At 58.7% G+C, this 25,108-nt stretch carries 13 protein-coding genes and 2 pseudogenes; 10 read left to right on the top strand and 5 right to left on the bottom strand.

The features are described from left to right. Window positions 1–54 precede the first annotated feature (54 nt). The 3 genes from EJ067_RS11265 to EJ067_RS11255 are packed head-to-tail and all read right to left on the bottom strand — an operon-like array spanning window position 55 to window position 4,873. On the bottom strand, window positions 55–2,487 hold the full coding sequence (locus EJ067_RS11265; protein ID WP_126079065.1) for an AAA family ATPase: 2,433 nt from the start codon (window positions 2,485–2,487) through the stop codon (window positions 55–57). Further along, entirely contained in the window at window positions 2,484–3,119 is a 636-nt protein-coding gene (locus EJ067_RS11260; RefSeq protein WP_126079064.1) for a hypothetical protein, read from the bottom strand. Before EJ067_RS11260 ends, EJ067_RS11265 begins: the two co-directional genes overlap by 4 nt. Further along, entirely contained in the window at window positions 3,116–4,873 is a 1,758-nt protein-coding gene (locus EJ067_RS11255; RefSeq protein ID WP_126079063.1) for an SIR2 family protein, read from the bottom strand. The genes EJ067_RS11260 and EJ067_RS11255 overlap by 4 nt, the downstream gene beginning before the upstream one ends. A 459-nt stretch (window positions 4,874–5,332) precedes the next feature. On the opposite strand from EJ067_RS11255, the gene EJ067_RS11250 reads away from it, so the two are divergent. From EJ067_RS11250 to EJ067_RS11220, 7 genes and pseudogenes are all read left to right on the top strand, one after another. Further along, on the top strand, window positions 5,333–10,177 hold the full coding sequence (locus EJ067_RS11250; protein ID WP_126079062.1) for a hypothetical protein: 4,845 nt from the start codon (window positions 5,333–5,335) through the stop codon (window positions 10,175–10,177). Between the two features lie 484 nt (window positions 10,178–10,661). Continuing rightward, window positions 10,662–10,787, top strand: a complete 126-nt coding sequence (locus tag EJ067_RS35665; RefSeq protein ID WP_281058981.1) for a hypothetical protein — start codon at window positions 10,662–10,664, stop codon at window positions 10,785–10,787. Between the two features lie 180 nt (window positions 10,788–10,967). Further along, window positions 10,968–12,029: pseudogene (locus EJ067_RS11245) on the top strand (IS91 family transposase); the annotation flags it as partial. 1,744 nt (window positions 12,030–13,773) lie between these two features. After that, window positions 13,774–14,895, top strand: coding sequence for a histidinol-phosphate transaminase (gene hisC, locus EJ067_RS11240; protein WP_126079061.1), 1,122 nt, complete (start codon window positions 13,774–13,776; stop codon window positions 14,893–14,895). Window positions 14,896–15,005: 110 nt separating this feature from the next. Then, a complete protein-coding gene (locus EJ067_RS11235; protein ID WP_095814947.1) occupies window positions 15,006–16,040 on the top strand; it encodes an LLM class flavin-dependent oxidoreductase in 1,035 nt (344 codons plus the stop codon). A 493-nt stretch (window positions 16,041–16,533) separates the two neighbouring features. Next, window positions 16,534–17,214, top strand: coding sequence for a transposase (locus EJ067_RS11225; RefSeq protein WP_245467241.1), 681 nt, complete (start codon window positions 16,534–16,536; stop codon window positions 17,212–17,214). A gap of 209 nt (window positions 17,215–17,423) precedes the next feature. Beyond that, window positions 17,424–17,636, top strand: coding sequence for a cold-shock protein (locus EJ067_RS11220; protein WP_095777381.1), 213 nt, complete (start codon window positions 17,424–17,426; stop codon window positions 17,634–17,636). A 1,068-nt stretch (window positions 17,637–18,704) separates the two neighbouring features. Here the strand turns inward: EJ067_RS11220 and EJ067_RS35330 are convergent. Then, a pseudogene (locus EJ067_RS35330) lies at window positions 18,705–19,020 on the bottom strand (transposase); the annotation flags it as partial. 139 nt (window positions 19,021–19,159) lie between these two features. Here EJ067_RS35330 and EJ067_RS11210 point away from each other — a divergent pair. Continuing rightward, entirely contained in the window at window positions 19,160–20,212 is a 1,053-nt protein-coding gene (locus EJ067_RS11210) for a cytochrome-c peroxidase (protein WP_126079058.1), read from the top strand. Here the strand turns inward: EJ067_RS11210 and EJ067_RS11205 are convergent. Beyond that, window positions 20,188–20,496 (bottom strand): hypothetical protein, encoded by a 309-nt coding sequence (locus tag EJ067_RS11205; protein ID WP_189343235.1) that lies wholly within the window; start codon window positions 20,494–20,496, stop codon window positions 20,188–20,190. The two genes, EJ067_RS11210 and EJ067_RS11205, sit on opposite strands and share 25 nt — an antisense overlap. A 1,958-nt stretch (window positions 20,497–22,454) precedes the next feature. On the opposite strand from EJ067_RS11205, the gene EJ067_RS11200 reads away from it, so the two are divergent. Continuing rightward, the gene (locus tag EJ067_RS11200) at window positions 22,455–23,144 is read left to right on the top strand and encodes a hypothetical protein (protein ID WP_245429452.1); all 690 of its coding nucleotides are present in this window, start codon (window positions 22,455–22,457) and stop codon (window positions 23,142–23,144) included. A gap of 224 nt (window positions 23,145–23,368) precedes the next feature. Next, window positions 23,369–25,099 carry a type IV secretion system ATPase VirD4 gene (gene virD4, locus EJ067_RS11195; RefSeq protein WP_095814941.1) on the top strand — a complete coding sequence of 577 codons (1,731 nt, stop codon included), beginning with the start codon at window positions 23,369–23,371 and terminating at the stop codon, window positions 25,097–25,099. Window positions 25,100–25,108 lie beyond the last annotated feature (9 nt).

Raw genomic sequence — 25,108 nt, 5'->3', positions numbered from 1 at the left:
AGTTTACGTTGCGAGCAGGCTATCGGTTGCTACGCCTTTCGGTTCGCTGCGCTATTACGCAGCTACAAAGAGCGCTGTCTCCTCTTTGAACGAAAGTCGCGTCGACAGGCATACGCTGTCTCTGCGCGGTCCACGCGATAGCTCAAGCGTTAGAAGGCTGTCATCGGGAAATGCTGGACTGAGCTCCAGCTTTAGATAGTCGAACAACTGGCGATCGTGAACAGCTATCACAACTTGGCGGCCGTGTTCCTTGGACAAGGTTCTCAACAGCGCGGCGAAATGGGCAATATGGACGTCGTCCATAGACTGCACCGGATCATCAAGAACCAACCAAGGCAGTTCCTTCGGCACGGAAAGATGCAGTGCAATGAACAAAGTCAGCGCAGCCGTGTTCAGATTGCCAGCGCTCAACATGGCGCCTGGCGTTCCGCCGGCCTCGCCACCATCACGGTGCTCGGTGATGAGCTTCGGTTGAAGTCTCTGGGTGGACGATTGCGGAATGCGAAAAGCTGGCACGAACGGCTCGCTAGGCGCCAGCCGAACGAACAGATCCCGCCACAAGCGATTGAGCCGGTCATTGAACTCCCGGCGAATGATGGCTGACCGGATCTTGTCGACAGCGCTGCGGATCGCTGGGCCTTGATCGCGCAATCCCTGCGCTTGCTCAAGAGCCTGATCGGCACTCTTCCAAGATGCGGAGTCGCTGGAGATCTGGGTGTCGATTTCTTGGCGGCGAGTCATCGCAGAGCGGATGTTATCTAGGTGAGCCGCTCCGCTGCGCCTCATCGAGAGGCGGCGTTCCAACCGGGCGACGTGGGTGCTTAGCAGCTCTTCCAGCCTAGACGCTCCAGCCTGGAAGGACTCACCTTCGTCAAGAGCAGTTGTTCCGATGGAGAGTGCAAATGCGCTCAATGTTTCGCGCGCGGCGGCCAGGGAGACGTGGCGTGACTGGGATTCGCTGACCGCGCGCCTTGCGGCGATGTCAGCAGCGCGCAATCGTGCCCCTGCCTGTAGCGTTTCGATCATGTCCTCAATGTCTACGATTAGCGCCTGGATCGAGGCTCGTCGCCGATCTAACTCGGCAAGGACATTGTCCTCCAGCCGGCGTGCAGCGATCGATTCAATCTCCCGTTCAAGACGTTCGATCGTGACCTGAACCTCGCCGCGGGTGCGGCCCAAAGTCAGCAGCCGCTCCGCCGATGCTGATAGAGCCCGCACTTTGCTATGGACATGTTCTGCGAGCGAGCCCTTGCTGACCTCGCTGAAATTCCGGTCGCAAACCGGACAGATGTCATCGACGAGAAACGATGTCAGCTCTGCCAGCACAGAACCGAGACTGCCCGCGCTGCTAGACAAACGGGCCAGCTCCTCGTCAATCGTGTCGCGCTGACGAAGCGCGACGTCGCGCTCATCCTGAGCCGTGGCATACCGCGCAATCTCGGCCCGGGCCTGCGACACGTGCTCCGTCAACTGATTTTGCTCGGTACGGAGACGCTTCACCGCCTCGTCGGCGAACTGTGACAGATCGCTGGGCATTGAGATGTTGGGAAGCATGCTTTCAACAGTACCGCGAAGGCCGGTAACGCGGGGACCGTATTCTGCATCCCAGCGCGCGAACTCCTTGCTGGCGTCTTCTGCATTGGTAGGAGAAGGTAAATCCTCAAAACCGGTCGCGCTTTGCGCTTCATCGATCTCACGGTTGATCGACGCAAGCCTTCGCTGCTGATCAGTCAGGCGCGCAAAGGCCTCCAAGTCACTGGTTTTTGCAAGCGCCTCGGCGACTTCGTCAAGTGTGTCCTCGCCGACTTTAACGGAAAACTCGAGCGAGGAGCAGAGGTTGGTGAGCTCGTGGAGCGCGCTCTGTATTTGCTCATTCAAAGAGTCGCGTCTCTGCCGCTCATCAGCAAGGAGACGATCAATCCGCGTCTTCTCGTTCTCAGTTGCCTGCCAGCCGTCGACGATTTTGCGGACATTGCGAACGTCAACTAGCGGCTTCAATCCAGCCTCTAGCGCATCCAACCTGTCGAGCCCCAGAAGCTTGCCAACAAACTGCGCCAACGGTGACGACGCATCGTTCCCGGCATCTTGATAGATCTGGAGCAGTTGACCGAGCAGCGACTGGGGCAAAAACGCTCGCTCCCTGAAGAAGGCTGCTACTTTCTCATCCAACACGTCGACTGATTCGACACCATTCGCGCTCAGGTTCGCCTTGAATATCCGCTCAGATTTTTCTTCGAGAGCCCGAAGCACGATGCTGCCCTCGCTCGCGGACCGGAAAAGCAGTTGCTTCTCGTACCCTGGATCCGCGCGGGCAAGCGACTGCACGCCTCCGGTTAGTGCGAGCTCAATTGCTGATAGCAAACTCGTCTTCCCCGCGCCGTTCTCTCCGTGGAGAAGCACGACTTTGGCGTCGAGTGGCGCATGGATATGGCCGCGGATGCTGCGGAAATTTGTGACGTCGAGGCTCTTGAGGATGAGGTCACTCATTCTTGATCCTCCACCGGGTGAGATTCGAACGCACCGCCGATTACGAGCGCCACTGCATCGGCGACGGCCTGCTCTCCAGCTGTTGAGGCGTTTATCACGGCGTCGACAACCACTTTGCTCGTACCGGCGGGCAGCGCTTGAACGAGTTGATCCATGGCCGCGCCGCCGCCAACTTGGTTGTCCGGCATCGACAAGGGAAGCGTCAACGGCAGCAATATACGGATTCGATCATCAAGCTGACGCTCAGCAACGGGATCAGCAGGCTTGCCCTCGGCATTCAAAGCAATGCCTTCAACCTGTAGGACACGGCAAGTTTCTGACAGCGCCTCGACCCCACTGGCCAGCACGGCACCCGCGAGGATGGCGGTGACGACATAGCGTGATCCGGTGACGTCGAGCGCTCGACTCAATGCCTCGATCCGCTGGCGAACGCGTCCACCATCACGGTCGCCGAAATCCCCAGTTGTGGTGTCTACGAGCAGGACAAGATCGAGGGCTCGACCATCGCGCCCGCGCATCGCCCCAGTGAATGCAAACTCGACCCCGGCAACTTTAAAGGGGGTCGACAGATCGCTGTAGCCGGCGCTGCGAAGCCGGCCTTGAACTGCCTGCACAAGGGGCGAGCCAGTCACAGAATCATCTCCGAAACAAATTCTTGTTGCAGCATCACCGCATCACCACAACGCGAAAGTAGGTCGCCAAGGCTAACATGTATCTCGCCGACTCGCCCGGTCCGTCCAGGAGCTGCGCGCACACGACGCGCACTTGCGCTACCGCCTGTCATGCGATGCCAGGTATCATCGGCGTGGACGATGATCGCATTGTCGTTTGCAAAAGCGCCATCGCTTTGCAGAGCAATGGCGTCCGTCGCCGACTTGACGAGAAACAGCGGGCGATTGACCGCTCCGGGGCGGGATGCCTTGGCGGTCATTGCCCCCGAGATCAGGTCGCTGGATGTGGGCTGACTGAGTTGCCAATGTCCCGCTGCGCGTCCGTATTGTAGGAGCGCAAGCGCGACCCCAAGCCGCCCCAACCCCATGGCCTGGGCATTCTGGTCGGCGGCAATCAAGTTCAGCGTTGAACTGGTCAAGGCCTCATAAGCTTCAGGATTTACCGGAAGCGTCCCGCTACGGAACAGCGAGAGCATCCGCGACCACAGGGAGATGGCCAGATTCGTAAACGCGGTCCGGTCCTTGCTCCCAGGCACGGGTACAGCGAGGCCAGCGATGTCGTCCCGGAGCGATTTGATCAGAGGACCGAGTACAACCGCAATCGGACCTTTTCCCATCGCATTGAGGCTAAGCTCCATCAATCGTGTGAGCTTGTCTCCTATTAGCTTCAGGACCAAGGCGATTAAAACCTTCTCGCCCCAGGCGCGTAGCAGCGTGGCCTCATGGACGGCCGCAGGATCGTGATTGTATCCGTCGCCGTATGAAAGACGCAGCACATCCCGCTGGCCCTGCTGGATCGTATTCTCGCAGAAGATATGCGCTGGGGCATGCGGCGCGCATGGCCAAGGCCAAGCATGAACTTCCTTCGCTCGCGCAAAGATCGTCTGTAGATTGTTGTCCTGAATCGAAAGTCCGAGTACCAACGTTTTGTGGGTCGTCGCAAGGCCAACAACCTCGTTGCGCATCGCCGCGAATGCGGCAGTTTCTGGCCAGTCCATAATCTGGGTGCGGCTCCCAGTAAGATATCGTCTGAAGGTCAACGGTTCGCGGGTCGCATGCACGATACATCCGTGGAACTTCAGTAGCCGCGCTCGGCCTGCAGGCCCACGAAGTTGGTCGGGATCGACAACGACCTGGAGGACGCCTGGAACGCCGTTGCTGACGCGCTCGATCGCCGCTTCGATGAAGCCGTCCCAATTGGCTGACGCAACTGCCTGGACGGCGCCTTCAAGGATCAGCACGGCAATGCACAAATGCTCCGCAGCAGGAGGCGCTGGATGCTCGAATGCACGCCGGACGTCTATCGCTTCCCACAGGACGAAGTCCGCGTCCTGTCCGGCGATGCGAATGTCGAGGACACGCGAATAATTGGTCCATAGCCGATTGATAATATCACCATGCTGTGGCCAGGCTGCAAGAGCTTGCCCGAATTGGGCTTGAACACTTGCCGGCTCGATTTCGGCAAGTACAAGTGCCTCCTCAAGTGCCGGCATATAGGTGGCCGCCGTTTCCGGATCGACTGCTCTCTGGCGAAGATAGTCGAACGCTCGCTCGATGAGGTTACCGAGATTAGGCGCCTGCCTCGAAATCCCTGAGCCAACCCAAAGCGCGAACTCGCCATCCTCGACCGCTCGCGCTACTGGGGCAAATTCGGCCTCGAACTTCGCAAGCACATGTTGCACGGTAATCTGATCGGCGGTTGGAGCCAGCGCCACGCGTATTCATACCTCCCCCATGACGCGAACAGCGTCACTCCCTTATATGGAGACACTATTCTTGCACGCGACATTGTCCAGTGGTCCTGGAAATAAATTCCGTTACCGCAATCCATCTGGGGTCAACATTGACAGTTCGCCACTGACATAAGATTAAGCGATTCCCTCGATTCAACAATAACACCGGAGCGTTCATGCTAAACCGGCGAGATCTAGATAGAGACCAACGGGTGGATCCCATCGTTCGAGCTGGCTATCTGCCAACACGCTCGCTGGGACGTGGACGAAGATTCTTGCGGCCCGTTGGCTAAGGGTGAAGTGACCTAGTTTCGTTTGCCGATCCATTCCTGAAAGGCTTGGCGAACGACTTGCGTCCGTCTTCACTCGACCTTCGCTAGCGCAGACCTTGCTTCGCTCGCATAATTGCCGATTATCTCTCGCTATTTCAGGGCAGAGCTCGTGGATATTCTCGACGCACAGATCAATGCGCCAAGCAAGTGGCAAACCTTCGAGGACCTGTCCCGTGCGTTGTTCGCGGAAGTATGGAGGGATCCAACCGCGCAGAAGAACGGCCGGCTCAGCCAGCCGCAGCATGGCGTCGATGTGTACGGTTCGCCCGAATGGAAGCCGGGTACCTATTTCGGTGTTCAATGCAAGGGCAAGGACCGGGGCTTGGGGGCAAAGGCAACCAAGACTGAGTTCAATAAGGAACTTGCCAGGGCAGAGAGGTTCACACCAACCCTCGGGAAATGGTATTTTGCGACGACGGCCGAAGTTGATGCGGAGCTCCAGGAGCACGCCCGCACTGTCTCTGCGGCGCGGGTTGCCGCCGGCAAGTTCGAGGTAGATATTCTTGGCTGGGGTGCTCTCAAGGCCTTGATGGCAAAGCATCCCTCGGTCATCCGGCAATTTTACCCCGAGCTTGCCGCAGGCGCCGCCGATTTCGAACGCGTCGCGGAGGCCGCCCAGTCCGCCTTGGGGTCAATCGAGGACCGCTTGCGCCGCGGCAGTGAAAGTCTTCAACTGCCCCGGTCGGATCTCGTGGCGCGCGCGTCGGTCTACCTTACTGAGCATAATATAGTCCGCCTCACCGGTGAGGGCGGAGGTGGCAAGTCGGCTATCCTGAAGCGCCTGGCGCTTGAGCATTTGGGTCCGCTTTTTGTTCTGAAGGACAATAGGGTTCGGGCCGGCTCGCTTGCCGAATATCTGGTACACCTCGGGATTGGCGAGACACCTACAAAGCTGTTCGAGCGCCTCGGACGCGGCGGCAATCTGCTGGTCCTAGTCGACGGGGCAGACCGACTCCTGCTCTCGGAGCGGCGCGGGGTCGTGACCGACCTCCTGGCGCTCGCGGCACGTTATCTGGATGCCGGCAGCTGGCGGATGATTACTTCCGCTCGCGCGTATCAGGACAGGGACCTTGTGCTCGCCGCGCTCGATGACGCGGGGATCAGCAAGTCGGCGAGCCTTCCGATCGATGCGATAGGCAAGGAGGATTGTGAAGCAGTGGCGGACGCGTTCCCGGCCTTTGCATCGTTACTCAGACGGGATGATCTTGCCCAGCAGAACCGACGGCTCTTTCTTCTTCGCGAGCTTTTAAAACTCGACGTGCCGCCTGAGGGGCGTATCACCGAAATGGATCTGGCCGGAAAATGGGCCAATGCAGAGCAGAATGATGCCCGCCTCACCGCTTGCCGGACCAGGGCTCTGTCCGAGATGGGGCGGTGGCTTGTCGAAAATCCGGCGCGGGCGCCTGGGAGCTCCGTTTTCGATCCGGAAGGAGCGCTCTGCCTCATAAGCGAAGGCACGCTGGTCTCAGACCCTCGTGCCGACGCAATCACGCTTGCTTTTGACGTACACGAGGATTGGCTCATCGCCCGCGGTCTGCTGCCCGACTGCGACCGGCTTAGCGAACGTTTGCGCGACAGCGGTGAGCCGTTGTGGTGGCTTCGAGCGGTGAGGCTCCTCGGCCAATTGTGTCTTGAGCAAGGCCACTATGTCCGTTGGCGCGAAGTGTATGCGGAACTCGAGGCCGACACCTCGATAGATCCTGCTTGGGCTCGGGCCTGGCTCGTGGCACCGCTCTATACCGAAGCCTCTAGCGCAATCCTTGACGATCTCGGTTCCGCCCTCGAAGCCGATGACTTCCGACTGATCCGCCGTCTTCTTGACACGCTCCTCGTATCCGAGACACGGCTAGACGAAACGCTCCTACATTCGCCTCGCCTTGCCCATCTTAGCGAAAGCCAACGCTATGCGATCGCAGGCTATGGCAAGCAGCCGGTGTGGCGAAGCTGGGTTCCCTTTCTACGTTGGTCGCTGCCGAAATGGTCCAATTGGCCGAAGAGTCTTGTCCCTCAGCTTGCCGAGACCGCGCGCGTTTTCTGCCGAGCGACGCTCAACATCCCGAACGCCCATAGCCAGGCCATAGGACAGATCGTACGCACTTGGCTGGACGAGATCGAGGAATGCCGTCACTTGCTCCGTTGGAGCGATAGACGTGATCCCTTCGGGATCGATTTGCCGGACCGCGACGCTTGGAAGCTAATCGAAGAGAAACTTCGGGAGGCTCTAATATTCTGCGCTGAGTCGGACGCACGCGGTGTCGAAGCCTACCTCGTGCGTCTGGCTAACGATCGCCGCCTTGACAGCCCAAGGGGCAAGCTTCTGAAATCCCCTGGTTTCCTACCAGGCAAGTTTCCAGAAACTTGGACCAAGCTTTGCGCCTGCCATTATTTGCCGCCGCGACGCCGCTCGCGTAACGATCAGTCGATCCTCGGGCGTGAGCTATTTCCTTTTTCCGACGCTCATAGCGCTGGGCTCCCTGACGGTCAGAGTTGCTACCCGCCTGGCCCTTCACGCGCGGGTTTCCTTGAGTTGTTCGACGCAGACGAGGTGTTGGCGCTGAATCTTTTCCATCGAATCGAACGGCGGGCCTCGGTCTTTTGGCGCTGGTACGCCCGCTGCCGCGAAGGGGAAAAACCGCTTGCGCTGACGCTCAAGATCGATGGGCACACAATCGCTCTTTGGGGTGACGAGACCGTTTACCGCTGGTCCCGAGCCGTACTCGGATCAAACATCCTGGGTTCGATGCATCTCGCGCTCGATGAATGGATGCATCGGCAAGCATCCAACGGACGGGATGTCGGCGACCTTATTAGGCTTGCTCTCCAGCCCAACGGTCTGGTGGCGACGGCGGGTCTGTGTATTTCTCTCCTCAAGGCGCATGTAAACACGCCTGGTGCGATTGATCATGCTGGGCCTTTTCTCGGCACGCCGCGGTTCTGGAACTACGACATTCGCAAGCATATCGACGACCAACAACCGACGCATCGCATAAGCTACAGTTTCTCAGAGCGTAACCACCACTTCGATCAGGTCGAGGCGATCTTCGAGCGACATAAGGCGCAGTCGCCAATGTCGCACACGTTGATGCTGCCTTTCCGCCTCAAGGCGGGCGGGGACGCCCAAGCCGAGTTCGACGCGTTGCGCGGCGCATGGAGTTTAGAGAATCTCGCCGAAGACGAACGACAGCTTGCCGATTCATCCTGGGTGGCGGCGAACAAAGAGCGGTTTGCCCGCATCCTCTCGGATAGCGACCGGAATCAGGTCGAGATCAGCTACAATGAGACCGAGCAGCGTATTGAAGCCCATATCAATCCTCCGGCCGAGCAACTCAAGTTTATCGAGGCTGCAGAAGAAAACCGCCGCAGAATGGGACAGGTAAATCGGTTGGCGATGTGGGCGGTCCACTCGCGCGAGAAAGGTGGTGTCGACGAAAGCTTGACCCTCGGAGAGGCTATCGAACTAGCTGATCAAGTAATGGCTGAACCGCCCGAGGATGCCGATGATGGCGGATTCGGGCTGGCCCGAAAGATGACTGCCTTCGCCATTGTCGGAGCAGCAGCAATTGTCGTTGCAAGGGCCGACATGGCGTTTCTCGATGCAAGGCTCGAATGGGCTCGCGAACGGCTTGAGGCTGGTTGTCAGAATCGGCGCTCGCCAGCGGAAGAACAGTTTACTGTTGATGAGGCGCTACTCAGCTTCGACCCTCAGGATATAGGAGCATGGGGGCTCGCCGCCTATGCCTGCCGCCAGCGCAACAACGCCATCGAGCGGCGTGTCCTCGAACTTGCCGTCGATCGGCTGCATGGCCTTCAAAAGGCAGTGCTCGATGGACTTCTCTGGGACGCAAACCCGGACTTTGCTCGCCGGGTGACCTTTGCTGCGCTGGATGTGTGCGTAATCGACATCGGCCATTTCTGGTTTGAGGGCAGCCAGGAAAAGGCTGCGAGACGCATGGCGACGAGGCGATTGAAGATTATCAAACGCGCTGCAAAGCCATGTCCGATGAGCCGAGTTCCAGACCTTCCGCCAGCACCCTATCGGTCTCAGTGGATACGCGGTCGCAAATGGTATCATCCGCCGCGCCGCATTCGGCTGATCTCGCCTGTCGTGCTCGACTGGGGACGCGTGGCGGAAATTCTAACCCGCCTCGACTGGCGTCGGCTTACGAGCGAGGCAACGGGGCGCGACGCTTTCGCGACCTATTTGAAGGGTCTCGTCGAATGGACTAGGGCCTATTCGGAAGGCGAGGAGTCGCGGCAGCACGACCGCCGCTATCCCTTCGAATGGGCCCACAAGATGGCGCGCGAGGTCGGGCGCTTTGCGGCCTTCCACGGCGATGGGGCGATCTGGAGCAGTCTGACCCGGTTTGAAGAAAGAGATCACGGTCGGGAACTTGTCGGCAACTATATGGAGGCGACCGCCCACGAACTAATGGTTAGCGAGCGCAGGCCCGACGCACGCTTCTGGTCCGCTTGGAAGCCCGCGGCGGAATGGGTCATGGCGACGGCCATCCCATCTCGGCAAACCAATTATGATTCACTCGACGATTGCGTGGAGGCTGCAGGGTTCGTGGGCCCTTGGTCGACTCCGATTCCGCCCGGTTGGCTTCATCTTGCAGATCTTCTGGAATGGATCGACACTTGGCAGCAAGCGACGCTCCATCTCCGCCGAGCGGCATGGTTGTCATTGCGTGTGGTCGAGCGCATGTCGTTGGACGAACGGGCTTCGATCTACACGCGGTGGCTTGGCCGCCTTGTCGAGGCGCATGGGCGCGATCCGAAATTCTGGCAGTATGAAGATCTTGGCGACCGCGCCGCCGCGCTCGCGAAGCCGTTGGCCGATCACGCGGGCTTCGACAGGCCCGAGATGCGGCGCATATTGGCCATTATGGCCGATGCTGGTTCGAATGCTGCGCTTGCGATTGTCCCATTATTTGCGCAGCGGAAGGGCCGTTAGCCGGGTCGCCATAGACCTTAGAGCGATGCTCAGCTTGCACCAGTCAAGACGCTGCAACGGGTGAAGTTCAGTCGGATCTGCCCGTCGTTCGACATCCGGTTGAGCAAGGTCGGACGCGCGGCTTTCGCGTAGGCAGTCCGCGCGGCTTTGGCATACGACCCACTGTCGGCCGAACTGATGGACGCTATTCTGTCGGACGCGCCGTGCTGTGGCGGGAGTATTGCCGGCGACTCGATCTCGTCGCGAAGATCGTCGCGCTTAACGAGACGTGCCGGCGCCTCATTGCCATTCCCGCTGACAGCGCTGCCGCTCACTGCGGCGATCGAGGGTCAATCGCGCTTCCGCCGCTCGCGTGATGTCGCGGCCCACGTCGGCGGGTCGTCGCGGCGCCGCGGTCCGGCTCCCCGACTGATGTCCAGAACGCATCGCAAACGCTGGCGACGCGGCCGTACGGGGCACGCGCTCCGCAGGCGACGTCTGGTCGATGGCGCGCATCAAGGGCAAGAACAAGGTCAAGGGCTGGGGCCAGCCGATCGCCAAACGCTCCTCTCATCGCATGTCCCGTGCTGCAGAGGGGCGCAAACTGGCGTTGATCATGCGCGCGTTGTGAAGCGACGGAACGTTCTACGTCTGCCATCCGGCGGGAGCTTCGGCCGACACCGCGCAACGCGCGCATGGCAAGCCCGCGATCCTCTAGGCGCCTATAGATGAGCGGCGCGACGGAAATTGAAACGCATCGCGTTCGCACGGTGATGGGGCGCCATCTGACACAAGAAATCCGCTGCAGCGAATGAGGACCGATGCAGACCAGGAACGACGGAACGCACGTTATTGCCTGCGGCCGCGCCGATCTCGACACGTCCGGACCGTCGAGGCCTGCGAGGACTGCGGCCAGTGGCGCATCGCCTACAACTCCTGCCGCAACCGGCATTGTCCCGAGTGCCAAGGCGCGGCGGCGCGGACATGGCTTGCCGAGCGGAAGGCCGACCTGCTGCCGGTGGGCTACTTCCATGTCGTGTTCACGCTGCCGGCCGAGGTCGCCGACATCGCCTTCCACAACAAGGCGGCGGTCTACGACCTGCTGTTCAAGGCGGCGTCGGAGACGATGCTGATCATCGCCGCTGATCCGAAGCACCTCGGCGCGCGCATCGGCATCACCGCCGTGCTCCACACATGGGGCTCGGCAATGACGCACCATCCCCATGTCCACATGATCGTGCCGGGCGGTGACATCGCGCTCGACGGGAGGGTCTCCTCGCGAGCGGCCTTCCTGCTGCCGGTGAAGGTGCTCGGCAAGCTCTTTCGCCGCCTGTTCCTCACCCGGCTGCTCACGCTGCACGACGCTGGCCGGCTCGCCTTCTTCGGATCGATGGCGCACCTCGCCAAGCGACGGGCGTTCCTACGCCACCTGTCCCCGGTCAGGAAGAAGCGCTGGGTGGTCTACGCCAAGCCGCCCTTCGCCGGTCCTGAGGCGGTGCTAGCCTATCTGTCGCGCTATACGCACCGGGTCGCCATCACGAACCGCCGCCTGATCTGCTTCGAAGAGGCTGGCGTCACCTTCCGCTACAAGGATTATCGCCGCCCTGACGCCGACCGGCAGCAGGTCATGACGCTCGCGACCGACAAGTTCATCCGCCGCTTCCTGCTCCATGTCCTGCCGCGCGGCTTCCATCGCATCCGCCACTACGGCTTGCTCGCAGGCGGCTCTCGCAAGGACTGCCTCGCGCTCGCTCGCCAACTGTTGGCGGCCGCGCCTCCCGTCACGAACGATCCTCCGGCGGAACCGGACGACTTCCGCCTGCCGTACCCGTGTTGTGGCGGACGCATGATCCTCATCGAGGTGTTCGAACGCTGCAGGCAGCCGCGCGGACCGCCGGGCGCACGGACGACGAACCGGGAGACCGCCCCAACCGGCATGGCCCGTTTGGCCACACGACCGCGCTGCGTCGGCGCCGGTCAACGGAAACACATGTGCGCTTCGCTGTGGCGCCGGTCGCCCGGCACCCGAACCCCAGCGTCGTTATCGACAGGCTTCCCGACCCGGTCGGAAAGCTGCTTCCTCGACGCGCTGACAGCACCGAGCGCGGACGTTCGCGACAGTCGCTGGCACACCTCGAAACACAAATCCCCATAGCTCACCGCCCGCTGCCCGCGGGTTCCTGCATGAGAGGCTGCTTTCGGGCATCGGCACAGCGTAACTGAGTGGCTGATATGCTGAAGGGTTTCGGGTGGCTTTCGTACGCCTGACGGCACACAGAGCAATGGATTAAGCAAAACTCTCCGCTCCCTGGCCGCCGCACGCGCCTTCGGTGAACAAGCCGAGGAAACTGCCTTCGCTGATTTCGGCGGTCGTGAAGAGCAGGAATCGGCCATCATATAGGGTGCCCGCATTCTTGCGGAAAACCATGTTCAGACCGATTTTCGGAGATCGGCCGAGAGGTTTGTCAGGTTATCGCCTTCGCCTTTATGCTTGAGTGAGCCGAACCGGATGCCATTCTCGACAATGAATTCGATGTCGTCGTCCTTTTCGAGACCTTAGGTTCGGGGAGACACATCGGGGCGAATTGACCCGATCAACATGAACTTGGAACAACCATGACGCGGCAAAGGTGCTATCATGCGTCCACTGACCTCCGCCCGAGGCCATCCTGCACCGAACGGTCTCGCCAGCAATCAGTTAGACCCTGGTAGGCCACGCCGAGGACTGCCTTATTGCTTTCGACCGCGATTTCATGCGGCACGCTGATGGAATTCTATCATGAGCGCCGAGTTTCCTTTCGCAAATGAAAGAAAGCTCGATTGACTCTCCTGCCCCATTCCGGTCTGTTGAATCAACGTGCGGTTGCGGCGTGCAGAAGCCAGTCGACGGTCGCGATCCATGAAAGGAAAGCCATGCGCCTGCCATCGCCCCGCTGTGCACCCGACCACGTTCTGGCGCCCCGACTTATAGCCCGGACGTTTTTCGCGCTTGCCCGTGATCAGGTGACCGACCTCGAAACCCGCAATTGCATGCAGCGGACATGCGTACTAGCGCGGGGCCGTCGATGGGCAGAAACTACTTCGCCTGCACCACGGACAGTGTTTTTCCGCGGCGTCGTGGAAGAGCGGATCGGGCAACATGGTTGGTGCAACGGGGGCCGACGATGCCAGCAGGCCGGCCACACCGCCGAATGAGGCTGCTCCTTGGGCCGCCGCTACGGGGGTCCCGCCCGTCGTCAGCGATCAGAAACCGCTGGCGCCCGCCAGCGAAGCCTCGTTAAAGGTGCGAGTAGGTGAGATCGCGAGCGTGTCATCGCGGCCATGGAAAGATGTGGGGCAGTGCAGGCAAAGGCGGCGCCTGCTTGGACCGACGCCGCGCCACATTGGGTACACGCTGAGGAAATACTGCATCAAGCGTCCTTGAAAGGACCACCGAGGCACCATGACGAGTAGATGCGGACCTGAGCGTCGGCGTCAATTCGACCGGGACGACAGCCCGCCCGAGCTCACGGTGTCAATATGCTGACAGAGGCGGTGTAAACGTACCGTCAGTCGGCCAACTGCTCTCGACCATCGGTTCATCCCGGATTCCCTCTGCGACCGACACGGAGAAAAACATGTCCGATGCAAAACTGCAGAGTGTGCTCTCGTCCCTTTCTCAAGTGACGAGACAGTTAGATCCTCTGCCATCCAATAGAGCAGCGCCGGATGCAAGTTGGGTAAAACTAAATACGAATGAGAATCCATTCCCGCTTCCAAATATCATAATGCAAAGTGCGATTTCGGCTCTCGAACGCCAATATCTATATCCAGAAGACGATAACATCAGCTTGAGGGAAGCCGCCGCAAACGCCTACAGCGTCTCCGTGGATCAGGTGATCGCTGGTAACGGATCGTCTGAACTGCTTGGACTTGTCTACAGAGCTTTTCTTGCTTCGGGAGATAGCGTGGCGATGATGTCGCCAGGGTTTTCGTTCAACCGCAAACTTGCCATGTTGCAGGGTGCTCAATTTCTCGAAATCGAGTTTAGCGAAGATCATTCCTTGCCGATGGAGCAATTGCTCTTCGGTCCTGCAAAGGACGCCAAGTTCATTCTGTTGGCCAATCCGAACAATCCGACCGGAACGTTCATTCCGGTGGCCCATATCGAGCGCCTGCTGGCGAAATCGGACCGCTTGATCGTGCTGGATGAGGCCTACGTCGACTTTGCACCCGAGAATGGTCTGCGCCTCATCAATCGTTATTCGAACCTTCTGGTCCTTAGAACATTTTCTAAAAGCTATGCTGCCGCGGGCATTCGCGTCGGTTTTGGTTTCGGTCACCCCGAAATTATTGGCAGGCTACGCAACATCCAGAACGTCTTCAACATGAATGTGATCGGGCATGCGATTGGTATCAGCGTCCTTGCGCATCGCGCCGCCTATGCAGACAATCACAAACAAATCAAGCATCAACGACAGCGAGTGACGCTCGCGCTATCGCAACTTGGATTTTCCGTAACGCCTTCCCACACAAACTTCTTGCTAGCCCGCGTGCCCGCACCGGACGGCTCATGGTGGCAATCAGCCTTTGCAAAGGAAAAAATACTTGTTGCTTACTTTCCCGATAAAGGCTTGGAAAATCACATCCGCGTCAGCATCGGTACAAAAGAGCACATGGATGCTTTTCTCAGTGCTGCTGGGCATATTAGTAGGGCACTTAAGATGCCAGCATCAACACCTCATCTAGCACGGGGCTAGTCTCGGCGTCGTCAGTCAAATAATCAACGCGATACGTGGCGGAAAGACGTTTGAATTGCTTGTGACATGCAGGCAGTGGGGCTTGTCGTTTAAAATCTGGAGAAAATTTGATGAATAAGATCTTTCCTTCAGACCTAGCTGTCGGCATCTTCGATCATCTGGACGAGGACGGCCTTGATATAGCCCGACAATACGAAGATCGCCTGAAGTTAGCGGAGGCGTGCGATCAGCTTGGGTTCTATGCATATCATCTCGCAGAGCACCATTGTACCCCACATGGGAGAGGTCCATCACCGAATCTGTTCTTGTCGAGCGTAGCCCAACGAACCCGACGCCTTCGTGTGGGTCCATTGGTAATGCTGCTCGCCCTCTATCATCCGCTACGTGCGTTCGAAGAGATCTGTATGCTGGATCAATTGAGCGGTGGCAGGCTCGAACTTGGGATAGGGCGCGGCTCGCTCCCGATCGAATTAGGTTATTTTGGGATTGGCTCGGACGCGGCGCCAGACCACTATGCGGAAGCCAGCGAAATTCTTATGAATGCGCTGAAAGGCGGCACGCTATCTTATCAAGGCCGCCATTTCGAGTTGAACAGCGTTCCGCTGACGCTAAGAGCTCATCAGCGTCCGCATCCGCCGACTTGGATCGCCACGAACCGACCCGAACCAGCAGCCTGGGCCGCTGCGAATGGCGTGAACATCGCGTGCGTGGGACATTCCTCTTCCGTTCGCAGAATTACTGATGCCTTCCGCGCCGGTCGAGAGCACACCAGCGACGCGGGCGACCAAGCGCCATTTCTTGGATTGCTCCGAATGGTCGTGATTGGGCGTTCTGAAACGGATGCACGTTCACTCGCCGCACCTGCTTACGAACGGTGGCTTAAGAGCTTTAAATTCCTTTACGATCTCAACGCCATGCCGACTCCACCAAACCTGCCGCTGACTTTCGATGCGGCAATCGAGAAGGAATTGTGCGTAGTAGGAACGGCAGCTTCTGCGGGACAAGCTCTTCTTGACCAGCTGGAAAAGGCAGGTGCAAACTACCTCCTTTGTCAACTTGCATTTGGGAATCTGTCGTTAGATGCTTCCCTATATACGGCAGCGGCAATTCAATCGGCAATTATGGCTCGAGTTGACCGACCTTGATGCGGCAGCACTCCTTAAGACGCGTCCATCATGGATTCTGTCCATGTGCTCCTGAATCCGACGGAGCACGCATTCGGTCACAGCCAAGCCGACAATAGGGCGACACTCTTTGCGACTGAGCGCGGAAGATTGATCCCTGACAAGTTGACCGTAACACGGTGATCCACCATCAGAATATGAAAGAGAGGGTCTCCACTGTCGGCGCCGAAGCGACCTTCCGAAGTTATGAATTTGCCAGTAAAGTCACGTGGTGATCAGCTTGGGGTCAACCTTCGGCGCTTGCTCACAATCAATCGAGCGATGGGGCGAAAGTTCACAGCGGCAGCCTACCTGCTCACAAGCTTCATAAAAACGGTCTGTTCAGGGTGTGAATAGCCAGCAGGCTTGCTCGTGCCGTCGGATGCATATAGCTCGGGCGACAGCAGAAGGGCCAGACGTTCGTTCGTCGTCTGCCGCGACTTCCGCTTAATGCGTGTCCAACAAGGAAGAAATTATGAGGCGGCAGACCCGACCGTTCACCGTGGAGATAAGACAGAAGCGCAGTTCTCAAAAACGGGGTCGTTCCATCTGGAGCGATGTCGATCTCTCCGCAGCAATGGCCGAGACAACAAGGGAACTAGAGGAGATGGAGTTCCCAAATCGTCGCCTTGTTGACTCTAGTGCCGTAGCGCTTGATGCTGAACCCATGCCGAAACCGCGAGCGGAGCATCTCATGGCAAATCCCTTGGACGCTGAATCAGTAATAACTGCAACGGAACCGGCAGCCAAAGGGGAGACGCCTGGAAAGAAGGTAGCCGCACGGTTGCGGAAGGCGAAGGCTGAGTCTAGGCAGCCTGCTGGGAAGAATGCTGCCAATACGGCGCCTCAGGCGGAGGAAGCACCAGCAGTGGCCGTGCGGACTCGGAAGATTTACTCTGCAAAGGAGCGTCCCCAGATGCTCGCCCAGATAGAGAAGTCTATCAGTGGCGGCGCCACTCACAAAGCTGCCGTAAAGCAGGCCGGCATCTCGGAACAGACCTACTATCAATGGAAGAAGGCTGCGCAGCCTGCATCGGATGGTGACAATCTGAAGGACCTCGTGGCGCTTGAGGAAGAAAACAAGCGACTGAAGAGCCTGCTCGCGGAACGCTTGCGCAAGGAGAACGCGGAACTCAAGAGGAAACTGGGGTTGTAATAACGTTGAATCGCAGACCGGAGCGATGCGTATTCGGTCGCCGACGCTGTCCGAGCGCTCATCGTTTGGTCCAACGCCCGAGGTCGCGAGCCGCTTTGCGATTGAGCGGGGCTTTTGCATTTTCGCTTTTGCTGCTCCTGAAATCTCGGATATGAAGCGGAATGGCTTATGGCCTGCTCACATCGACATGGTTACAAAGGAATACGATTATGGCGACCGGAACGGTAAAGTGGTTCAACAGCACCAAGGGATTTGGATTTATCCAGCCCGACAATGGCGGTCAGGATGTTTTCGTCCACATTTCGGCTGTCGAGCGAGCGGGCCTTTCGACCCTTAATGAAGGCCAGAAGATCAACTACGAGATCGAACAGGACCGTCGTACCGGCAAGTCCTCCGCTGGCAGTCTCAGCAAAGCTGGCTGAACTTTCTGCGTCTGCCCGTCAAGAGCCGGGCAGACGTGCCACCGACCGCTCGCAAAGAGCGGCAAGAACATGGATCCCGTAGCGGGGGCAGCAGATTGTGGGAAGCTGCTAGTTCCTACTGAAACAAGATGTTGTGCGGGGGCAGGTTCCCGGTTTCTCATGTTGTGCTGTGAACCTCGCCATTGTGCTTGTTCCTGGGATGTGGGTCTGACGCTCTCTCGATCGAGTGTGGCCGGAGAATGAACGAGCAATTCAAGCGGCCTCCAGCGATTGACACCTCGGGGATCAAGAGGGCCGGGTACATTGGCCCCGACGGTACTTGGACCATCAAGCAGAGCAAAACCTCAGTTATGTACTGAAGATGTTCTCAAAGGAAAATTTATTCGTTCTCAACATCTATGAGCGTCCGACATGCGAGCGACTGGACACCCATCAGTATGTCATCGATGTCGCTGGACATGTTTCGACGAACCCGGCGCTGGCTGCGTTGGCGGCGATCGATGGCATTAGGATTCTGGGATCGTACCCACGTCTTTACTAGCTATTAGACGTCATGTTCCCAGGCGGAGAACGATGGCCCGCCCTTCGTGCGATCAAAAGCGAGGATTGCTTTTCGGCGTGTTGAAGTCAGCGCTTCTTGAGCTTTTCCGCTTCGCGGGCATCTGAGGTCTTTCGCTGGTCTTGCTTCTCTGCGGGATCGGCGCGCGACCGTCGCCTTGACGGGAATCAGAAGGAATCAGCGGAAACAATCTCGGAAGTGTCCTGATCGTGTGATGCGATCGTACTGCAACCCTCGCGAACTCACCTCATTGATCTTCCCGCGACGCTCTTTCCACCGGCTGGTGGAACCCTACGGGGTCATCCTTGTCACGCTCGCTCTGCGACCATGTTTCATCTCCCGTGTTCGACCGTCGCTACCTGGTTTCGGCTCGGCCGTCACGCGCAAGTGGCCGGTCAAGGGTGGCCGAAGGTCAGAGTGCGCCGCGACTTGCCCTTGACAGGCCCACTGCACGCGCCGGCAGGCTGCAATGGTCGGGCGCACGACCAGGCAGCTTTCGGCATGATGTCTTGTCGCTTCCAAAGAAACTCTGTGCCGTCGCGTGACATGCGATGCATGATCACCGCCAGCCGGCGAGCCAATGCGAGCATGGCCTTCTGTCGGCCGCGCCGCCTGCACATTCATCGCCCACGCCCTCAGCCAGGATCATTTCGTCATGCGCGTTAGCAGTGCCTGCGCGGCTTCGTAAAGCAGCGTTCGCGTCATGCCGTCGCCGCAGCGGGAGTTCCGGCCAATGCGGTGGTTTTCGCCCGACTCATCGAGCACTGGCGTCAGCCCAAAGATCGCTGGGATCGCCTTGCAGTAGCGAGAGCGGGCCGGAATTTCATGGTCGCCGTTCAGGCTGCGGCTCGATGCCGAAGAGCCCGGTCGGCAGGCCAGATTCGCTCGATCCGCTGATCTAGCGCAAGGCGTCAGCGAACCGCATGTGGAGAATGGTTGCCTGCTCACCGCAAGGAAACCATTTATGAAAATGCTATTCACTGCGACGGCCCTTGCCTTTCTGGTGGCCACTGCAGTTGCTGCGCAACTGATCCCAGTAGATCTCAGACAAATGGCACTGGCCACATTCAAGCCTTTGCCATCCAGGCCGGCGGTCGCCGACAACCCGATCACACCGGAGAAGATTGCCCTCGGCAAGGCACTGTTCTTCGATCCGCGCCTCTCCTCGTCAGGCGTCTTCTCGTGCAACTCGTGCCATAACTTGGCGACCGGAGGCGACGACAATCGCGAAACGTCGATAGGCCACGGTTGGCAGATGGGATCGCGCAATGCGCCGACGGTATTTAATGCTGTCTTCAACAAAGGGCAGTTTTGGGATGGTCGCGCCGCGGACCTGAAGGCTCAGGCCAAAGGACCCATACAGGCCGGTGCCGAAATGGCCAACACACCGGATCAAGTCATCGACACGGTTAAGTCGATGCCGCAGTACGTCGAGTGGTTCAATTCTGCTTTCCCGGATGAAGTGGATCGCATTTCCTTCGATAACGTTGCTAAAGCAATCGAAGCCTATGAGGCGACACTGATCACGCCGGCCCCCTTCGACGCCTTTCTCAATGGCAATGATGCCGCCATCAGTTCCGAACAGAAACAGGGCCTGGCGCTTTTCATCGAAAAGGGCTGCTCGTCTTGCCATTCCGGTATTAACGTTGGAGGCGAAGGGTATTACCCATTCGGCCTCGTTGAGAAGCCCAGCGCGGATGTTCTGCCCGAGTACGACAAGGGCAGATTTGCCGTCACCAATGCAGCTGACGATTCCTATGTTTTCCGCGTGGCACCGCTGCGGAACGTAGCAATCACGGCGCCGTACTTTCATTCGGGCAAGGTTTGGGACCTGAGACAGGCCGTCGCCACCATGGGGACCACCCAGCTCGGCGAAGACTTAACGGGATACGAAGTCGACCGGATCGTTGCCTTCCTTAGTTCACTGACCGGAAAGCTACCCGAGATATCTTATCCCGTCTTACCCGCTGAAACGGCGACAACACCTCGACCTCAATCGCAGATCTTGAGAAAATAGCGAACGCGTCGGGCGCGTGAGCATTTGATTTCCGTCATTGACTGGGCCAATTGCCACCAGCGCGACGTCATCGGATCGGGCCGCGATGCGTCGGGCGAAGATGGGAGAGCGCAGGTGGCTGGGGCAATAACTTTGCACCCAGCCGCGTTGGGTGAAGGCAGACCGGACACCAGCTGCTCGCCGAAATGCTGCACCATGTCGTTTCGTTCGAAGTCGCCGTGCACCAGCACGTCCGGCTCGATGTCCTCCTGCCAGAGGATCTCCGCCTCAGTCTCCTTCTTCAACGTCTGGTCACATTTGACAGGCGCGTGTTGGAAACGGTGATTCCCTGACACACATCGCCACCGTTTAGCCGCGCAGTGAACCTAATTTTCCACGAGGTAGCCGGCGTTGCCTGAGACGGTTCGGTCCGGCACCGGCTCAAACCCAGCCCCCCTGCGCAAGGGTCGGTGCCGGATCGATCCACCCTGCAGCTCTTGCTTCGAGGAAGCAGGTGCTATGCCCGAACTGCAAATGGCGTGCTTCAAAAGCAAGCTGATCCGCTCTATTGATCGATACTGGTTCCCGATTTCGCAGCCCGCCAAAGACCTACACAGCCAGGGATTTGGGGCGGTCTCGGCCGGCAGGGGAGACGCATCTCGGGCCGGATCAGGCCAGAGGGGGAATCAAAGCGACCCAAGCTCGCATTGGGCGAGCCGCTCACGCTGGTGCCCGCTCGGGATACGGCCCCGTCGTTCCGATCAGCGGCTCAAGCCGGCAAGGAGGCTGCCCGCAAATGCGGAGCGCAGAACGGCTTCGAATGCTTCAGCTACAGCTTTTGCGCGCCATCCCGCTCCCGCCAACAGGCCTGTTAGAACCAGCATGGCCGGTGGATGGGTGACGGTCGAAGCGGGAAACTGACCCTGACGGCGCGAGGAACTGACCCTCTCTTTGTGAGTCCTGCCGTCGAGGGGCGATGCAGGGTAACCGGCGCCCCCGGCAAAGGGATATGCGTTTCCGTTGGCGCGCGCCGGATAGCGCGATCTGCCTTCGGCAGAGTGCTTGGTGCATCGGGTGGCGAGGTAAGCGCTGAAATCGCGATCAGCCAGGGCGGCAAGACTTGCCTCCCTATAGTGACCGAATCGACTGAGCTTGCGTTGGTTTGCCGCAGAGATTGTCCTTCATACCCTCCAGAAACGGGACGAGTTTGCCTGTAAGGGCGGCGACCCTTTGCCGAAAATGAGAACCGCCTAGATCCGGCAACCTATTTCCAGCAACTACCATATTCGGCGAGGCGCGGCGGCCACGCCACATATCTAAACCGATCGCGAGATCGTCGCACTGCTGGGGCGCTGCGACAATCGCAACCGATCAACCTCCATAACACGGGCCAACAATGCCTCGTTATGAGGTATCCACAGGCGCAGCGGCCTGTTCTCATCCGGTTGCAAGCAGCGCCGCGACAAATCATGTTGCTCCGGAGCTGGCACTTCTCGTTGAGAGAACCCGGCGGCCCAAGGCATTGAAATTGAAGATGTCGCGATTGCGTCTAGAGCTGCGATCGGCTCGCTCGGTCTAGCCCGCGGGCAGGACGGACGGACCGGCCCCGGTCGCCAGCGCTGGCCCCGACTGCCGCTGCACGACAGGCGGCGTCGAGGAGGGGCGGCGTTGCGCGCGGGGCTGTGCAAATAGCCGAGCGGGTCGCGACTGATTTGCTTGCAAGGGGAGGAGGACAGCCCGGGTGATTGGCTGGAAAAGGCGATGGTCGTCATCGAAACGCTCGAGCATATAGGAGAAGCTGCTGCGGACGACATCATGCCGGGGTTTTCCAACGGCGGTAGGAGCAGGCGAAAGAGGCCGCATCTGCCGTGCCATTCGTGCCGTCAGGCTGCGAAACATGCATGCCTTTGAGGCCAACTTCATCATATTTCTTTGGCTTAGACCGGCTCTCGGCGTGACGCAGAGAGCGGGGAGAAGCCTCTGCGAGACTACAAGTGTAACACCATATTGGTTTAGCAGATCAAGCTTGGGTGGTAACCTCATGGGGTAGAGAAACGCCTTTGGAGGCCGATCAATGGATCGCGATAGCAGACCAAAACGTGCAGCCGGAAGTTCATCCCGCGACGGGAGGAGGGCCGAGGAACAGCGCAACCACGATGGCCTTCCAGGGGGGCCACTGACCAATGTTGCCGAACGGTTAGTAACCGCTAACCCGCGCGATACAGCACGCGATCTTGGGAGCTTCAAATCCGCCGAGAGGCAAATGCGACGTGCCGTTCAGGACGTGGCACCCGGGCAAGAATCTGACCTCGGCAGATTTGATAGGCGCAACAACCAGCTCGGACGAGCAGCCAACGATCTGGTCGACAGATTGACGGCCGGGCTGGGGTTCAACTCGGATGATGTAGCATTGTTCCAAGTCCAAGCGGCTAGTAATGTAGGCCATTTTCTAGGGCCCCAGAAGCAGACTGCTCTTGTTAATCGCATTGGCAACATGGACCCAATGGAGCAAGCTCTAGGGGTTATGTTTGTGGCGCAAAACTTCAGTAAGTTTAATGACCAAAATAAATCGCGCATTTTTGAGCAGGCCATTGAATTGGCTGCTGATCCTCATCAGCACCACATGGTCAAGGTGACCGCCCAAAATGCCATTGTGACCGCGTATCACCAGCTGGACGCAAATCAGCAAGCGCAAGCTAACTCACTTCCCGACCTGCATGGCCTGTTGCAGAACATGCCTCCGCCGCGGCATGCAGCAGAGGAACGGAGTGTGAATTTGGACGACCGCATAGCAGGTATTGCGGCTTCAGTCCGTGATACAGTAGGACCGCAAACCTCCCATGAACAGCTGCGGCGAGGTGGCCAAGTCGGGCAGTCCATAAGCCAAGCCTACAATCACGCCCGAGAGGATCTAATGGCTGCTTCCAGAAGCAGAGATCGCTCCGGCCGTTGAGGTCTTGGCCGTGGTAAGTGACGCTTACTGCCCGATCCGTGCACGGCCTTGCCCTTTCCACTTCGCTGGCCGTTGACGCACCTGCTTTAGGGTAACTTTCAAAAACAACGTCTGCTGGGTGGTGCGATGCAAGCATCCCCCCGCTCCGGCATTGATCTGTCGAGCGGCGACATCGGGACGTCGGTTCAGTGTCTGAAAGCAAGCGCAGCATTAGCTACCGAACGATGGCTTCAACAAAAACGACCCCCAACATAGCTCTTAGCATCGCGTGCTCGCTCGCCTTGGGCTTCTGCGCGGCAAGTTTGTACGCGACGTTCCGCCACTGGCGTAGCGGCGCGGCTTTGATGACGTTTGACGTCCGGGCCTTTTGGTTTGAGACGCCCTTCTATCTGGGTTTCGCGACCCCCGTCTTCTATCGGGGCGTAGCTATCGTGCTTTCAACGTCCGCGGTGGTGTTGCTGATTCAGCAGATCGTAACACGGCGCAACCTCGAACATCACGGGACGGCGCGCTGGGCGCGAGTGGATGAGATGAGACGCCCGGGTTTTCTACGACGATACCGTGGCGTAACAGGCCCGGTATTTGGCAAGACGAGTGGCCCTTTCTGGCCTGGCTACTACCTAACCAATGGCGAGCAGCCTCACAGCCTTATCGTCGCACCGACCCGTGCTGGTAAGGGCGTCGGCATAGTCATTCCAACGCTACTTACATTCAAGGGCTCGGTTATAGCTCTCGACGTCAAAGGGGAGCTCTTTGAGCTTACCTCGAGGGCGCGCCAGGCTGCCGGCGCCGAGGTGTTCAAATTTGCGCCGCTGGATTCTGAGCGGCGCACGAATTGCTTTAATCCGTTATTGGACCTTATTGCGCTGCCTCCGCAGCAGCAATTCACCGAGGCCCGCCGCTTGGCGGCAAACCTAATTACGGCGAAGGGGGAGGGCGCCGAAGGTTTCGTCAACGGCGCGCGAGATCTCTTTGTGGCGGGGATCCTTGCCTGCATCGAGCGGGGCACGCCAACAATCGGCGCCGTCTATGACCTCTTCGCCCAGCCGGGGGAGAAGTTTAAGCTCTTCGCGCGACTCGCCATGGAAACCCGGAACAAAGAAGCGCAACGCATCTTCGACGACATGGCTGGGAACGATACAAAAATCCTAACTTCCTACACGTCCGTCCTTGGCGATGGCGGGCTCAATTTGTGGGCGGATCCCGCTGTAAAGGCAGCGACAAGTCGCTCAGATTTTTCGGTCTATGATCTTCGCCGTCGCAGAACGTGCATCTATCTTTGCGTTAGTCCGAACGATCTTGAGGTGGTCGCGCCTTTGGTCCGCCTGTTCTTTCAGCAAGTCGTTTCAATTCTACAGCGGTCGATGCCTCGCCAGGATGAAAAATACGAAGTCCTGTTTCTGCTCGATGAATTCAAACACTTGGGTAAGCTGGAGGCGATCGAGACCGCAATTACGACCATCGCCGGCTACAAGGGTCGCTTTATGCTCATCATCCAAAGCCTCTCGGCACTGACGGGGGCCTATGGTGAGGCTGGCAAGCAGAATTTTCTCAGCAATACGGGCCTGCAAGTGTTCATGGCGACTGCCGATGACGAGACTCCGAACTACATTTCGAAGGCCATCGGTGAATACACGTTTGAAGCCAAATCGATTTCCTACAGCCAAGCGCGAACGTTCGACTGGAACATTCAGAAGTCAAATCAAGGTGCACCGCTGTTGCGTCCGGAACAGGTTCGGCTGCTCGATGACGACTACGAGATTGTGCTCATCAAAGGTCTGCCACCATTGAAATTGAGGAAGGTGCGATATTTTTCGGATCGCATTCTGAAACGCATCTTCGAAAGCCAGGCGGGCGTCCTCCCGGAGCCGGCACCCTTGACGATAGCAGACGAGGGGCTCTCGGCAGAATCTCAACTCGATGACCCGCTGCCTGAATTGACGCAGCGACTTTGACGATACAGT

It is taken from the genome of Mesorhizobium sp. M1D.F.Ca.ET.043.01.1.1 (assembly GCF_003952385.1).
GTDB lineage: Bacteria > Pseudomonadota > Alphaproteobacteria > Rhizobiales > Rhizobiaceae > Mesorhizobium.
This window is presented reverse-complemented; position numbering and strand designations above follow the sequence as displayed.

Coding starts and splice junctions, on each gene's coding strand:
- EJ067_RS11210 (WP_126079058.1), top strand. CDS start 19,160: ATGAAAATGCTATTCACTGCGACGGCCCTTGCCTTTCTGGTGGCCACT.
- EJ067_RS11265 (WP_126079065.1), bottom strand. CDS start 2,487: ATGAGTGACCTCATCCTCAAGAGCCTCGACGTCACAAATTTCCGCAGC.
- EJ067_RS11235 (WP_095814947.1), top strand. CDS start 15,006: ATGAATAAGATCTTTCCTTCAGACCTAGCTGTCGGCATCTTCGATCAT.
- EJ067_RS11220 (WP_095777381.1), top strand. CDS start 17,424: ATGGCGACCGGAACGGTAAAGTGGTTCAACAGCACCAAGGGATTTGGA.
- virD4 (WP_095814941.1), top strand. CDS start 23,369: ATGGCTTCAACAAAAACGACCCCCAACATAGCTCTTAGCATCGCGTGC.
- EJ067_RS35665 (WP_281058981.1), top strand. CDS start 10,662: ATGGCGCGCATCAAGGGCAAGAACAAGGTCAAGGGCTGGGGCCAGCCG.
- EJ067_RS11225 (WP_245467241.1), top strand. CDS start 16,534: ATGAGGCGGCAGACCCGACCGTTCACCGTGGAGATAAGACAGAAGCGC.
- EJ067_RS11200 (WP_245429452.1), top strand. CDS start 22,455: ATGCGACGTGCCGTTCAGGACGTGGCACCCGGGCAAGAATCTGACCTC.
- hisC (WP_126079061.1), top strand. CDS start 13,774: ATGTCCGATGCAAAACTGCAGAGTGTGCTCTCGTCCCTTTCTCAAGTG.